The 13,194-nt window shown below is 68.6% G+C and carries 14 protein-coding genes and 1 pseudogene; 11 read left to right on the top strand and 4 right to left on the bottom strand.

Annotation, left to right across the window (positions count from 1 at the left end; genetic code table 11):
• Nucleotides 1-132: 132 nt before the first annotated feature.
• The 11 genes and pseudogenes from cbiT (at nt 133) to C449_RS09285 (ending at nt 9,423) form a co-directional block, all read left to right on the top strand.
• On the top strand, nt 133-738 hold the full coding sequence (cbiT, locus tag C449_RS09335; protein WP_006077750.1) for a precorrin-6Y C5,15-methyltransferase (decarboxylating) subunit CbiT: 606 nt from the start codon (nt 133-135) through the stop codon (nt 736-738).
• Nucleotides 735-1,613 (top strand): cobalt-factor II C(20)-methyltransferase, encoded by an 879-nt coding sequence (locus tag C449_RS09330; RefSeq protein WP_006077749.1) that lies wholly within the window; start codon nt 735-737, stop codon nt 1,611-1,613. The genes cbiT and C449_RS09330 overlap by 4 nt, the downstream gene beginning before the upstream one ends.
• Complete coding sequence (locus tag C449_RS09325; protein ID WP_006077748.1) at nt 1,610-2,482, top strand: cobalt-precorrin-4/precorrin-4 C(11)-methyltransferase; 873 nt, start codon at nt 1,610-1,612, stop codon at nt 2,480-2,482. Before C449_RS09330 ends, C449_RS09325 begins: the two co-directional genes overlap by 4 nt.
• A gap of 9 nt (nt 2,483-2,491) precedes the next feature.
• On the top strand, nt 2,492-3,490 hold the full coding sequence (gene cbiG / locus C449_RS09320; RefSeq protein WP_006077747.1) for a cobalt-precorrin 5A hydrolase: 999 nt from the start codon (nt 2,492-2,494) through the stop codon (nt 3,488-3,490).
• Nucleotides 3,491-4,537: pseudogene (locus C449_RS18995) on the top strand (precorrin-3B C(17)-methyltransferase).
• Between the two features lie 2 nt (nt 4,538-4,539).
• Nucleotides 4,540-5,535: a precorrin-3B C(17)-methyltransferase gene (gene cobJ, locus C449_RS09310; RefSeq protein WP_006077746.1), complete on the top strand. Its 996-nt coding sequence runs from the start codon at nt 4,540-4,542 to the stop codon at nt 5,533-5,535.
• Nucleotides 5,525-5,812: a ferredoxin gene (locus tag C449_RS09305; protein WP_006077745.1), complete on the top strand. Its 288-nt coding sequence runs from the start codon at nt 5,525-5,527 to the stop codon at nt 5,810-5,812. The genes cobJ and C449_RS09305 overlap by 11 nt, the downstream gene beginning before the upstream one ends.
• On the top strand, nt 5,805-6,515 hold the full coding sequence (locus C449_RS09300) for a hypothetical protein (RefSeq protein ID WP_006077744.1): 711 nt from the start codon (nt 5,805-5,807) through the stop codon (nt 6,513-6,515). Before C449_RS09305 ends, C449_RS09300 begins: the two co-directional genes overlap by 8 nt.
• Entirely contained in the window at nt 6,512-7,738 is a 1,227-nt protein-coding gene (locus tag C449_RS09295; RefSeq protein WP_006077743.1) for a CbiX/SirB N-terminal domain-containing protein, read from the top strand. The genes C449_RS09300 and C449_RS09295 overlap by 4 nt, the downstream gene beginning before the upstream one ends.
• 40 nt (nt 7,739-7,778) lie before the next feature.
• Nucleotides 7,779-8,150 carry a DUF3209 family protein gene (locus C449_RS09290; RefSeq protein ID WP_006077742.1) on the top strand — a complete coding sequence of 124 codons (372 nt, stop codon included), beginning with the start codon at nt 7,779-7,781 and terminating at the stop codon, nt 8,148-8,150.
• Nucleotides 8,143-9,423, top strand: a complete 1,281-nt coding sequence (locus C449_RS09285) for an outer membrane protein assembly factor BamB family protein (protein WP_006077741.1) — start codon at nt 8,143-8,145, stop codon at nt 9,421-9,423. Before C449_RS09290 ends, C449_RS09285 begins: the two co-directional genes overlap by 8 nt.
• A gap of 54 nt (nt 9,424-9,477) precedes the next feature.
• Here the strand turns inward: C449_RS09285 and C449_RS09280 are convergent, their stop codons facing one another.
• The 4 genes from C449_RS09280 to C449_RS09265 are packed head-to-tail and all read right to left on the bottom strand — an operon-like array spanning nt 9,478 to nt 13,191.
• Nucleotides 9,478-9,846: a (2Fe-2S) ferredoxin domain-containing protein gene (locus tag C449_RS09280; RefSeq protein WP_006077740.1), complete on the bottom strand. Its 369-nt coding sequence runs from the start codon at nt 9,844-9,846 to the stop codon at nt 9,478-9,480.
• A complete protein-coding gene (locus C449_RS09275) occupies nt 9,843-10,670 on the bottom strand; it encodes a CbtA family protein (RefSeq protein WP_006077739.1) in 828 nt (275 codons plus the stop codon). The genes C449_RS09280 and C449_RS09275 overlap by 4 nt, the downstream gene beginning before the upstream one ends.
• Nucleotides 10,670-10,858, bottom strand: a complete 189-nt coding sequence (locus C449_RS09270; RefSeq protein ID WP_006077738.1) for a CbtB domain-containing protein — start codon at nt 10,856-10,858, stop codon at nt 10,670-10,672. Before C449_RS09270 ends, C449_RS09275 begins: the two co-directional genes overlap by 1 nt.
• 50 nt (nt 10,859-10,908) lie before the next feature.
• A complete protein-coding gene (locus C449_RS09265) occupies nt 10,909-13,191 on the bottom strand; it encodes a VWA domain-containing protein (protein ID WP_006077737.1) in 2,283 nt (760 codons plus the stop codon).
• Between the last annotated feature and the right edge of the window lie 3 nt (nt 13,192-13,194).

Below are 13,194 nucleotides of genomic sequence, written 5' to 3'. Positions count from 1 at the left end.
CGCGAACGCAAGTAGTTTTGGTGTACTCCGGGCACGATTGTATTTGAGCCGGCTTTGTCACCATTGGGAGAAAAACAACCTGTACTAAAACAACCAAAATTGTTTTACTGCCCACCGGAGTTGTAGTTGGTGATGTCGCGTGTAGCGCTTCCCCACGACGCGAAGGCCGGTCCGACCAAGTCGGAGGTGCGGGCCGTGCTGCTCGAGAAGCTCGCCCTGACGCCGACGGATCACTTCGTCGAGGTCGGTTCGTGTACCGGGGCCGTCACCGTTGCGGCGGCACGGCGCGCGGGTCGGATCACCGCGCTCGAACGCAAGTCCGAACGCCTTGCAGTAACCGAGAAAAACCTCGCGGCCAACGATGTCACTGCGGACGTCGAGCTCCGCGAAGCCGAAGCGCCCGACGGTCTGCCGGAGGATGCCGACGCGCTGTTCGTCGGCGGCAGTCGAAACTACGAGGCCGTGCTCGATCACGCCGTCGCAACCGGCGTCGATCGGGTCGTGATGAACGTCTCGCGGCTCGAAGTCGCCGGGGCGGCCACCGCGGCGTTCCGCGAGCGCGATCTCCTCGACGAGGTCGTCCAGTTCCAAGTGAGCCACGGGTACGAGCTCGCCGGCGCGACGAGTTTTGACGCCGACAACCCGGTGTACATGCTGGTCGGCGGAGCCGGTGACGCCGCCGACGGCGGTGACGGTGACAGCGACGGCAGTGAGACCGTCGATGGAGAAACGACATGACCCTCTACGGTGTCGGACTCGGCCCCGGCGAGGCGGACCTCCTCACCATCCGTGGCAAGCGCGTACTCGAAACGGCCGACGTGGTCTACTCACCGGGTCGCCTCTCGCGGTCGGTGGCGGTCGAGCACGTTTCCGACGAACGCATCGGGGATCTCGACTTCCCGATGACCCGCGACGAGGAGGAACTCCGGCGAGCGTGGCGGGCGGCCGCCTTGGAGATCGCACCGCGAGCGCGTGACGGAACGGCCGCCTTCGTTACCCTCGGCGATCCCAACGTCTACTCGACGTTCGGCCACCTCCGACGGACGCTCGCGGCGTTTCATCCCGACGTCGGGATCGAGATCGTCCCCGGCGTGAGCGCGGTCACTGCCTTTGCGACCGCACTCGGCGTCGAGATCGCGGCAGGCGCGAGCCTCGCGCTCCGCGAGGCCGCCCGCGGTGCGGCTCCGACGGGACCCGATCGCATGATTTTGTTCAAAGTCACCGACGCGCCGACGACTCACGAGGGACTCCACGAAGTGGGCTACGACGTGGTGTACGGCCGCCGGCTGTTCATGGAACAAGGCGAGACCATCGTGACCGAGGACCCCGACGCGATCGCCGAGCGGGACTACTACACCCTGGCCTACGCCGAGAAGCACGATCTCGACACCACACCGGCGACCGGCGCGTTCGAGAAAGACGAGTCTGCAGGCGTTCCCGTGGCGGAATCGGGGGCAGAAACCAGCGACGGCGGGTCGGACGGACCGAGTCGAACGGCGGCCGACGCTCGGGCCGGAACCACCGACAGCCACGGAGCGGGGAGCGTTGCCGTCGCGGAGTGTGCCGAAGGCGAGGGCTGCGGCGACGAGACGCCGGAGGTCCGCTCCCGATGACCGATCCTCAAGACGCGATCGATGCGGCGGGCGACGTCCGCGAGGCGGAGCGCGATCCGCGCATCGGCGAGCGAACCGCCGGCGAGATCCAAGACGGAATTCCGTTCATCGGAGCCGGGCCGGGCGATCCCGGCCTGCTGACGGTCACTGGCCGAGAGCTGGTCGAGACCGCCGATCTCGTGGTCCATGCGGGATCGCTGGTCAACAGCGAACTCCTCGACGCGTACTGTGCGGACGCCGAGCAGGTGTCGAGCATCGGGAAGGACTTGGAGGAGCTGATTCCGTTGATGCGCGACGCCTACGAGACCGGACGGAGCGTCGTGCGGCTCCACAGCGGCGATCCCGCGATCTACGGTGCGGCTCTCGAACAGATGGACGCGCTCGAACACGAAGGCGTGCCCACCTACCTCGTGCCGGGCGTGACGTCGGCGTTCGCGGCGAGCGCGACGCTCCGGACCCAGCTCACCCTCAACGGCGTGGCGAACCACGTCGCGTTCACCCGCCCGCGGGGCGAGACCCTCGATCCCGACGAGGATCACATCGGCGAGTTCGTCGAGATGGGCGACGTCACGACCTGCATCTACCTCGGAACCCACGCGATCGCCGAGACGATGGAGCGGCTGGTCGAGATGGGTCACGATCTCGATACCCCCGTGGCCGTCGTCTACCACGCCTCGTGGCCCGACGAGGATGTCATCGAGGGCACGATCGGGACCATCGGCGAGCGAGTCGCGGCGGCGGGCTACCGGGCCTCGGCGATGGTCATCATCGGCGACGCGGCGACGGGCGCGGGCTACGAGCGATCGTACCTCTACGGCGACTGGGCGAACCGAGGCACGGATGAAAATGAGAGCGAGGCGGACGATTGAGATTAGATCATGAGCACGGACACCAACGAGACGGATTCGAGTGAAACGAACGAACAGAACGAATCGAGCGGCCACTGCTCCACGCCGGATTCGGATGGCGAAGTGGCCGAAGAGATCGCCATCGTGAGCTTCGAGCGCAAGCTCGACATCGCCCGCGAGATCGAGGCGGGCATCGGTGACGACTACGACCGCGTCGACATCGTCGAGTACCACGGCGACGTCTTCGAGGAGCACTGGGGCGAGTACGACTGCTTCGTGGGCCTGATGGCCTCGGGCATCGCGATGCGCAAGACCGCGCCGCTGCTCGACAGCAAGTGGGACGACCCCGCGATCGTGGTCGTCGACGAGGAACTCACGTGGGCGATCCCGATCACGGGCGGCCACCACGGCGCGAACCAGGTCGCGGGCGATCTCGCCGAAATGGGTGCTGTCCCGGCGATGACGACCGCGAGCGAGGCCGCTGGCGAGCAGGGCGTCGAGAGCAAGGCGAAGGCGCTCGATGCGCACGTCGTCAACGGCGACTCGACGGTGGCGACCAACCTCGCGGTGCTGAACGACGACCTCGGCCCCGTCGCGCGGCTCGACGGCCCCCGAGCGGTGCTGGTCGGCGACGACATCACCGTTCTCAAGCGCAACAGCGACGCGGGCGTCGTGCTCGGGACGGGGACCGTCTCGGGCGTCCGAGCGGAGCAGGTCCGCGACGCGTGGGCGGCCGCTCTCGACGACCTCGATTGCGGGTTCGACGACGTCGATTTCGTCGCGACCGGCACCCGGAAGGAGGACGAGGAGGGCCTCTACGAGGCTGCACAGGAGATCGGAGCGGGGGTCGTGCTCTTCGAGAAAGAGACTCTGGAGGGGTTCGAGGGACCGTCGCCGTCGCGGTCGAAAGAGCTGATCGGGTGGCCGGGGATCGCCGAGGCGTCAGCGATCGCCGGCGGCCGTGACCACGAACTCGCGCGCGAAAAGGAGCGGTTCGACGACGCCGTGACCGTGGCGGTGGGGCGATAGATGAGCGGCGACGGCTCCGCTCGGGATTCGGGCTCCGCTTCGAGCGACGGCCTCGGAACGCTCTCCGTCGTCGGGATCGGTCCCGGCCTGCCCCACGCGATGACCCAGCGCGCGAGGGACGTGATCGCCACCGCCAACTGCGTGATCGCCTCCAATCTCTACCAGGAGTTCCTTCAACGGGACGGCACGCTGCCGCCCGCGGATGCCGTAGTCGCTGCGGCCACCGACGGCGGGACTGCCGCCGGTGCCGACGGGGCGACGGTGCTCGAACGACCGAACGGCACCCGCCAGACGCTCGTCCGGTCGTCGATGGGCCAGCAGATCGAACTCGCGCGCGAGGCGTTCGATCGGGTCCGCGACGGCGAGGACGTCGCCCACGTCTCTGGCGGCGATCCGAACGTCTACGGCAAGAGCGACCTGCTGTTCACGATGGCCGAGGCGGAGGGAGCGACGGACGTCCCGATCGAGGTCGTGCCGGGTGTGACGGCGGCGCTCGGCGGCGCAGCGAACCTCGGCGCGCCCCTCTCGAACGACTTCTGTACGGTCTCGTTGTCGGACAAGTGANCGGAGGGAGCGACGGACGTCCCGATCGAGGTCGTGCCGGGTGTGACGGCGGCGCTCGGCGGCGCAGCGAACCTCGGCGCGCCCCTCTCGAACGACTTCTGTACGGTCTCGTTGTCGGACAAGTGGCGCGGGTGGGACGAGATCGCCGAGAAGCTCCGGGCCGCCGCCATCAGCGGATTCGTGATCGTGCTGTACAACTGCTGGCGCGACTACGAGCGCGCGATCGACGTGCTCCGCGAGGAGCGCAGCGACGAGGTTCCGGTGGGCATCTTCAACGACGCCGGCCGTGGCGATGCCGGCCGGAATCTGGAAGACGAGACTCACACGATCACGACCCTCGGCGCGGCGACCGACTACGACGACGAGGTCGGCGGGATGGGGACCTCAATTCTCGTTGGCAATCACGAGACGGCGGTCTGGGAGAACGACCACGGCGAACACCTCGTCACCCCGCGCGGCGGGCGTGACGTCGACGATTTCTGATCATGAGCACCGACGACACCACTGACACGATGACGGAAACCGAGGCGAGCACAGACGCGGGAACCACCACGACAAGCGCCGAGAGCGAGTGCGGGGCGTCGAGTTCGACGACGGAATCGAAGTGTGGTGCATCGAATGCCGACGAATCCACCTCGAACTGCGGTGGTTCGACGGCGGAGACGACCGACGAGAAGGTGGGGTCGACGGTCGCGGACTTCGACGCCGATCCCGGCCGACTGATCGCTGTCGGTCTCGGGCCCGGCGAACCCGAGGGGATGACGAGTCGTGCGAAAGCGGCGCTCGCTAATGCCGAACACATTGTGGGCTACACCACGTATGTCGATCTGCTGCCCGAGGGGATCACCGACGACGCCGACGACATCCACTCGACGCCGATGTGCGGCGAGGTCTCTCGGACGGAGGAGGCAGTCGATCGCGCCCTCGCGGGCCACGAGGTCGCCATCATCGGAAGCGGCGATCCGAACGTCTACGCCCTCGCGGGCCTCGCGCTCGAAATCCTCGAATCGAAGGGTGCGACCGCCTCGATGGTCGACTTCGACGTTGTTCCCGGCGTGCCCGCGGCCCAGTCCTGTGCCGCGCGCGTCGGTGCACCGCTGGTGAACGACACGGTGAGCGTCTCACTGTCGGATCACCTCACGCCGATGGAAACCATCGAATCCCGGCTCCACGCGGTTGCGAGCGAGGGGTTCACGATCGCGGTCTACAACCCGTGGAGCCGGAAGCGCCGGGAGAACTTCGAGACGTGCTGTGAAATCCTGCTCGAACACCGCGATCCGTCGACGCCGGTCGGGGTCGTTCACGGTGCGAGCCGCGAGGACGAGGCGGCCGAAATCGTCGAGCTGAGTGAGCTGAAGGAACTCGGCGAAACCGACTTGATCGACATGACGACGACGTTCCTCGTCGGCAACGAAGAGACGTACGTCTGGGACGGCCGGATGGTCACTCCACGTGGCTACGAGTCGAAGTATGACTACTGAGTACGAAGTCCGTCTCGATCGCGATCGGTGTGACGGGATCTTCGCCTGCCTCGTCCGCGACGACCGTTTCGCCGAGGCTGCGGACGGGTTGGCGACGATCGAAGTCCCGAACGACAGCGCGACGAGCGAGCGAACGGCCGAGATGGAGCTCGTCACGACGTTCGATGATGACCGCGTCGACGCCGCCCGGCAGGCCGCCCGTGCCTGTCCGGTCGATGCGATCAGCGTGAGCGGAGTCGACGGCGGAACCAACACGGCGGAGGCCGACGATGAGTGACGTCGGAAGCAGAGCGACGACGCCAGCCCCCGTTGCGGACCTGCTCGCGGCGTCGCCAGCAACGGCGTACTTCTGGGGTCGGGTCGCGGGCGACGGCGAACTCTCACAGAACTGCGTGACCGTGCGCGCGGGCGACGACACCGCGGCCGACGCGCTGGCGGCGGTCGCGGGCGCGAACCGGACCGACCACCGGGTCGCGGCGCGCGAATCCGCCCACGACGCGTCGATCGTCCGGTACGAGGAGGAGTACGAACTCCAGGTGATCGGCGCACCCGCCGAGCGCGCGAGCGCGGCACTCGGGCTCCCGATCGACGGCCAGCCCGGTGGCTACCGGCTCGACGCGTTCGCCGACCAGCGCGCGCCGCTGGTCCGGGGCCTCCTCGAAGCCTGCGGCACGGTCTGCTTCCGGGAGTCTGCGGGGAAGGTCGGGATCTCGTTCGTCCACGACGACGAGCGGCTGCTCGACACGGTCCGCTCGCTCCTCGACGCTGCCGACCCCCACCTGCCGACCGACGACCTCGCGGAGAGTTCCTCGGGCGGGTACTGGTTCGGGCTGGCGGACGACGCCGACGTCGCCGGGTTCGCCCGGTGGGTGTACACCGGCAGCGACGCGTCGGGACTCTACTCCGCGGATCGACGCCAGAAACTCCGCCGGAGCGTCGAGCGCGCGACCGGCAGCGACGTCGGGGAGCTTTCCGGATGACCGCGAGCGCGCAGGCCGCCCCCACGGGACTCGACGACGAGGCCGTGCTGCTGGTCGGGCACGGCTCCCGGCGCGAGAGGTCGAACGAGCAGGTCCGCGAGCTCGCTAGTGGGATGGAAGACCGACTCGGCGTCCCGGTCGATGTCGGCTTTCTCGAACTCGCCGCGCCGTCGATCGCCGAGGCGATCGCGGGACTCGCTCCGGCGGTGTCGCGGGTCACGGTCGTCCAGCTTTCGCTGTTCGCCGCGAGCCACGTCAAAAACGACGTACCGCTCGCGGTCGAACGTGCCCGCTCCGAACACCCCGACCTGACGCTGCACAACGGCTCGCATCTCGGTGTTCACCCCGCGATCGTGGATCTGCTCGACGATCGAGCTGCCGCGGTGGAGGATGAGTTGGAAGCGGACCGCGGAGCCGAGGAGGTCGCGGTCGTGCTCTGTGCGCGCGGGTCCAGCGATCCCGACGCCAACGCCGACGTTCACAAGCTGGCGCGACTCCTGTACGAGGGCCGGGCGTTCGATCGGGTCGAGGCGTGTTTCGTCGGCGTCACCGAGCCACGGCTGTCGGGGGCGCTCCACGCGGTCGCCAAACACCGCCCCGATGCGATCGTCGTGCTGCCGTACATGCTCGGCGACGGCGTGCTCACCCAGCGGGTCCGTGACCGCACCGCCGAATTCGACGCCGAGTACCCCTACGTCGACGTGGCGGCCGGCGACCCGCTCGGTACCGACCCGCGACTGCTCGACGTGCTCTGCGATCGGTGGCAGGCCGCCCGAACCGACAGCGTCGAGATGTCGTGTGACACCTGCAAGTACAAGGTCGAGCTCGACGGCTATGAGGCGGACGCCGGCGGTGCGCGTGCGATGCTCCGCGCGCTCACCCATCAGGAATCCCACGCCGACCGCGAGAGCGTCGACGACGATCCCCACGCCCACGACGCGCCTGCGAAGCACGTCGCGGTCTGTACGAACCAGACCTGCGCCGCCGACGGCGCGCCCGCGGTGCTCGAACGCCTGCGCCAGGCGGCCCGCGATTCCGAGGCGTGCGACGCCCGGATCACCCGCTCGTCGTGTCTCGGCCGGTGCGGCGACGGCCCGATGGTCGCGGTCTACCCCGACGGCGTCTGGTACGGCGGCGTCGACGAGCACGACGCCGACCGCATCGTCTCCTCGCATCTCGACCGCGAGCGCATCGTGAGCGATCTCGTCGATCAGACGCTGTGACGCCACAGCCACACCACTACTCACAGAGAGTACCACACCCATGGCTTGCCACGAACTCGAAGCACTCCGACTCGGACTGATGAACGTCCTCGGGACCGAGGACCGAACCGCACGCGACCACGCCGAACAGGAACTGGAGGGGCATCTCGACGGTCCCATCGAGGGGCTGGCGAACGCCAGCACCCTCTCCGAGATCGAACGACATCTCGACGCCGCGCTCGTCGATCTCGAAGAGCAAATCGCCGCCACCGACGCCGATGACCCCGAGTACGACTATCTCCGTGGGCGACTCGTCGCCGTCCGTGACGCCGAGCGCGCCGTGCACCGACTGACCGACCAGGGCGAGAGCGTCCTCGATGGACTCGGCGACGCACACGACCTTCTCCACGAGGCGTTCCCGGCGGATGAGTAGCCCGGACGCGACGACCGACACTACGACGATTCCCCTCGGTGACATCGAGCCGGCACGGTCGCGCCACGCGGGCCGACGCTCTGCCGTGGCGCTGACGGACGAACTGATCGTCGTCGGCACGGCGGCAGGCGATGTCGGCGCGTACGAGCGATCATCCCTCGACGAGCGCTGGACCGCCGAGGGAACGAACGACGAAACGAGCGTCGTCGCGGCGACACCGTTTGCCGGTGGCGTTGCCGTCGGTGAGCGCGGTCCCGCTGGTGAGATACGGCTCCACGACGCCGCAACCGGCAGGACGCGCTGGCGATACGTCACGGCGGACGACGTCGGCGAACCCCAGAAGCGAAGCCGCTTTTTCCTGCCGTTCGTCGTCGATGTCGAGACCAGTGGCGATCGGCTGTACGTCGCGGCGCGGCGCTACGAGCGCGACGGCGACGACCGCTCGTTCCGGAGCGTGGTCTACGCCTTCGGGACGGACGGCGACGTCGCGTGGACCTACGAGACCGACGCATCGCCGATCGGTCTCGACGTGGACGGAACCGAACGGAGCGACGGTCGACGAGCGGCAGGTGACGAGCCGAACGGCCGCGTCGCCGTGGCGTACAACCGCTGTCCAGGCGACCACCAACATGGCGTGGTCGTTCTCGATGCCGAGACTGGCACAGTGCAATGGCAATGGGACCCCGGAACCGCCGGCCAGCGTCGGGTCGGCGATGTATCGTTGCTCGAAACGGGCGTCGCGGTCGCCAGCCACGGCGACTACCGCGGCTACCGGCTCGGTGCGGGCGGCGCGGAGCGGTGGGTTGTCGATCTCGCCACACCGACGAAAGTCGACGGCGAGACGCTCTACGCCTACCCGAACCACGTCCACGCGACCGCCGAAGGCTGCGTCTTCGTCACCGGGAACACCTACCCCGAGGAAGGCCGGGAGACCGCGTCGCTCCATCCCGGCGAACACACCGCGTTCGGCTACTCACCCGATGGCGAATGCGCGTGGTCGGCGTCGGTCGGCGGGTTCGCTGGTGAGATCGCGGCGTCCGGCGATCGTGTCGCAGTGCCCTGCGCACAGCAGTTCAGAACCCGTGATCCGGCAACGCATGGTCTCCACGTCTTCGACGTGCAGGAGGGTCGCCGTGTCGAACACGACGCCGAGGGAATCGTCACCACGGTCGCGGTCGACGAACGATCGCTCGCGGCGATCGAAGAGCCGGTCGTCTACCACGACGAGGGCCAGCGCCGCGGTGCGTACCGACTCCACGCTGGCGGGCTGTAACTCCTCTTGGTCGCCGCTCGACATCGGATACGATAGCCGAGTGGCCGAAAAATCTCAGTCGCCGACCGAACGATTCTCACCGGCCATCGCGTCCTTCGTGCCCAGCCGTGTCGCCTCCTCCCCGAACTCGGTCGTGAGGAGTTCCGGAACGTCGTCGGGCGTGACGTCGGAGTACCACTGGTTTCGCGGGTGGATCGCCACTGCCGTGCCCTCGGCACTACAGAGTCCGAGACAGCCCGTCTCGGCAACGTGAACGCGCGACCAGAAGACATCGCGCTCGCGGAGCCACTCTTTGACCGCCGTGAGGACCGCCGGTCCGTCCGCGTCCGCACAGCAGGCGTACTCCGACGTTCGGTCGTTCGTACAGACCAGCACGTGATCGGTGAACCCGTTGTCGAGTACGTCCGCAGTGCGTCGGTTCATGGTTCTGCCGCGACCGACTCTGGCGTCGGACCGCGCTCCGAGGGGGCGGCCGACGCGTCGGCCTCGCGGCGCACGAGCCACGCGTGGACGCTGGCCAGCACGAACCAGAGCATCGCCTGGCTCGCGGCCACGAGCCCACGGAACGTGGTCACGAGATCGGTCGGGGTCGGGATGGAAACCGGATTCGATGGGGCAAGCAGGACTGGTACTGCGAGCACCGCGAACGACGCCGCCACTCCAGCGACCGCGACGGCGGTTCCTCGAACTGGCTTGAGTCGGTTGTAGGTGTAACCCGCGAGCAGGCACGCCCCAGCACCGGCGGCCATCAGGACGGCGTACCACACCAGTCGGGTATCGGTCGCCAGGGCCTGCTCGGCCCCCGGTGGCTGGGGCGGGAGGACCAGCCACGGAGCCCCCGAGATGGTGACGAACCCCGCCGCCGCGAGGAGGTACTGCTTGGTTGCACCCGTGCCGGGGATCGCGGGTTCGAGGAAGTAGTATGCGGCTCCGAACCCGGCGACGCCGAACAGCAGCCCCCACCCGATGCCGCCGGCGATCGAGACGAGTTTCGTGGTGAGCGCCGAAACCGCCGCGCTCGCGTGATGGCCGCCACCCGCGCCATCCGCGCTGCCCGCGCCGCTCTCGTGGTGGCCGCCACCCGCATCGCCCGCCTGTGCTTCCGTTCCGTGGCCGCCGGCCTCGCCGCCCTCGAACGTCTCGGCAAGCCCCACCAGCGGGTTGCCGACCAGCGCGATGAAGACGCCGAAGACGAGTCCCGCGATCAGGCCCGCCTTCGCACCGCGGAGGAGGTACGTCGTGAGCATCAGTGACAGGTGATCCCGGCGGCGTGACGGAAGTTGTGGAGCGCGTCGTGAGCCGTGGGCTCCTGGACGAACAGCAGCGTGAACCCGAGGGCCGCGATCACCGCGAGGCCGGCGGCGACCTGTGCCGGCGTGAGTTCGATCCTGGCACGCTCGATACGACGATGGATTGAGTCGTTGGTTGCAGCCATAGCAACTACAGTTGTATAGTGGCAAGTGGAGTTGTAAAACTTTCGCCCGGCTACCCGTCCTGGTCACGAGCAGTCGTGACAGCCGCATCGACTCGATCGGCCGACAGCGCCGACAGCGGAACGCGCTCGCCCGTCGTCGCCTCGACGACGAGTTTCGCGACGCCCGCACGTCCTCCGTCGCCGGCGTCGACGACGAGGACGTTCGATCCGAGACTCGCCAGCCGGCCGGCGGCCTCGCGGGTCGCTGCGACGGGGCTGCCCTCGGCGACGTTCGCCCGGCCGTCGGTGACGAGCACGGTCACGCTCGCGGCGGGATCGGCCCGTGCGATCACCCCGGCAGCGCTGCGGAGGCCGTCGGGCAGTGGCGTCCGGTCGCCGGTCGGTAGTTCCTTCAGATGTCGCGCCGCGAGGCCGACGCTGTCGGTCGGCGGGAGAAGCACGTCCGCCTCATCTCCGGCGAAGGCGACGAGCGCAACCGCATCGCGTTCCTGATAACTTCCCTTCAGGAGCTCCATCACGGTGCCTTTCGCCGCTCGCATCGCGGGCCGCATCGACGCGCTCGCGTCGACGGCGAACACCACCAGCGTCGACGCCGATCCTGCGCGCACTGACTGCCGCAGATCGCGCGATTCGATCCCTGACGCGCCGCGGTTCGCTGCGGCCCGGACCGACGCCGCCGCGTCGATGCCGTCCCCCGACTCCGCCCGCCGGGATCGAATCTTCGATCCCTGACTGTCGACTGCGGATCGCGCCTCCGCTCGGGAGCCGGTTCCTGCGCCGTCGCTCACATCGGTGTCGATCTCGGGCGCGGCCACTTCGGGGGCGCGAGCGGTCCCGACATCGGCGCGCTCCTGTCCGGGGACGAGCGGGACGTCATCGGCGTCGTCCGCCGCGTCCGGATCATGTCCCCCGTCCTCGTCGGCTTCGCCAGCTTCGCTATCTCCGTCGTCCATCCGGGCTGCACCGTTCCCACCGTCCACCGCAGCGCCGCTATCGGAGCCGCTCTCGGCCGGACCATCGCTTCCCGTCTCGCCATCGTTCGTCGGCGGCGTCTCTCGTTCGTCGGACTCCTCGGTCCTCTCCGTGTCGTCGGTGTCGGTGTCGCCACCGCTCCCGCCGCGATCATCGGGAGTCGCGTCGTCAGCGTCGCCCCCACTCGCGTTGCCGTCATCCGCGCGCTCGTCGTCGCTGCCGCCGCCGGTCCTTTCCCTCTTTCCGTCATCGCCGTTCGCGTCCTGTTCGCCGGATGAGGGTTCGTCGCGATCGAAGTGATCGTCGAGCACGTCCTCGATGTCGGGTGCGTCCTCGAACGGCTGTGACTGGAGGCGGTGGGCGAGCGCGAGTTCGGCCGCGCGTCGCACGTCGGTCTCGGCGACCGTCGACCGGCCGTCGAGGGCGGCGAACGTCCGTGCAGCGCGCGCCGTGGCGACGTCCCCACGGTGGCCATCGACGCCAGCGTCACGACACAGCGCCGCGATCTCGGTGGTCTGCTCTCGGGACAGCTCCACCGCGTCGAGTCCCTCACGTGCCCGCAGGAGACGCTCCCGTGCGGCGCTCGTTTCCGGGTCCGGCCGGCCGTTTTCGGCCTGTCGGCCCTCGCCGGCGTCCCCGTCGAGAGCCTGTTGGATGATTGCGACCCGCTGATCGAGATCCTCACACGCGGTGACGGTGGTCTGGAGCGCGAACCGATCGCGGAGCTGGGGGCGGAGATCGCCTTCCTCGGGGTTCATCGTGCCGACGAGCGTGAAATCCGCGGGGTGGCTGTGACTCATCCCGTCGCGCTCGACGCGGTTGACGCCGCCCGCGGCGGCGTCGAGCAGCACGTCGACGAGATGGTCGTCGAGGAGATTGATCTCGTCGACGTAGAGGATGCCGCGGTTCGCGCGCGCGAGCAGCCCGGGATCGAACGCGTGCTCGCCGTCGAGCGCCTCGACCACCGAGAGCGTCCCGACGATCCGTTCACGGGTGGCTCCCAGCGGGAGCGTCACCAGCGGGACCGGCCGCTCCGTGGCCGGCGGCTCCTCGCGCGCGCGACAATCGTCACACTGGGCGGCGGGGTCGTCGGGCGGACAGCCGTACGGACAGTCCGCGATCACGGTCTGTGCGGGGAGGAGGTCCGTCAGCGCCCTGACCGCCGTCGATTTCGCAGTTCCCTTCTCGCCGCGGATCAACAGTCCATCGAGCGCGTCGTTCGCCGCAACCGCCAGCAGCGCTTGCTTGAACCCGTCCTGACCGACGATCTCCCCGAACGACAGCCCGGAGTCGATCCGTTGGGAGTCAGATCCGGCTCGCCCAACGGGCGAAGAGTTTTTGCCCGCAGCGTAATCAAACATACT

This window comes from Halococcus saccharolyticus DSM 5350 (assembly GCF_000336915.1).
Classification (GTDB): domain Archaea; phylum Halobacteriota; class Halobacteria; order Halobacteriales; family Halococcaceae; genus Halococcus; species Halococcus saccharolyticus.
The sequence above is the reverse complement of the archived record's forward strand: the minus strand, read 5'-3'. Positions and strand labels throughout refer to the sequence as shown.